General features: G+C 37.5%; 1 protein-coding gene. It reads right to left on the reverse strand.

All coding sequences use genetic code 11. The annotated features are described in order from the left end of the window. Window positions 1-140: 140 nt before the first annotated feature. The coding region (locus tag ACSX1H_RS19515) for a hypothetical protein (protein ID WP_439185938.1) at window positions 141-574 on the reverse strand (434 nt) is incomplete at its 5' end.

Below are 574 nucleotides of genomic sequence, written 5' to 3' on the forward strand. Positions count from 1 at the left end.
ACAACGTCTTGCCGCATGAAGTGTGCCGCTGCGTGTGGTATATTCGCTTTCCTAATTGCGCCTTTGCTGGCGCGGGAGCCAAACTCCCAAAAACCGGCCTCGGCAAGGCATTCTTTATTGCGGTTTGTTGTGCCCCGTTTTTATGATTTTTTTATTTCTACCAAGTTCTGTGTCCCGGATAGTCTTTTTATTAATTCTTTGATTAAAAAAGCAATAACACCACTTACAATAGCTCCAACAATGTCTTTCCAATCAAATGTGCCATGAATTCCAATCAATCCCATAGATTCCCAAACAAAACCATATATGATTGTAGCTATGATTATGTGCTTATTCTTTTGAGTGTCTTGATAATTTTTAAAACTCCAAGCAAAGAAACAAAATCCAATTACAGAAACTAAACTTCCAATAGTGTCCGCAAATCCATAGTCATTTACTTGGTTTAAATATACATAAGGTCTATAAAAATGACTAAGTAATAGTCCGGTTAATACTGCACTAATGGCAGTCACTAGATATATTTTTTGCTGTCTTGACATATTCGTTTGAAGGTTTGCTTTATGGGGCACAACGG

It is taken from the genome of Carboxylicivirga taeanensis (assembly GCF_051851475.1).
GTDB lineage: Bacteria > Bacteroidota > Bacteroidia > Bacteroidales > Marinilabiliaceae > Carboxylicivirga > Carboxylicivirga taeanensis.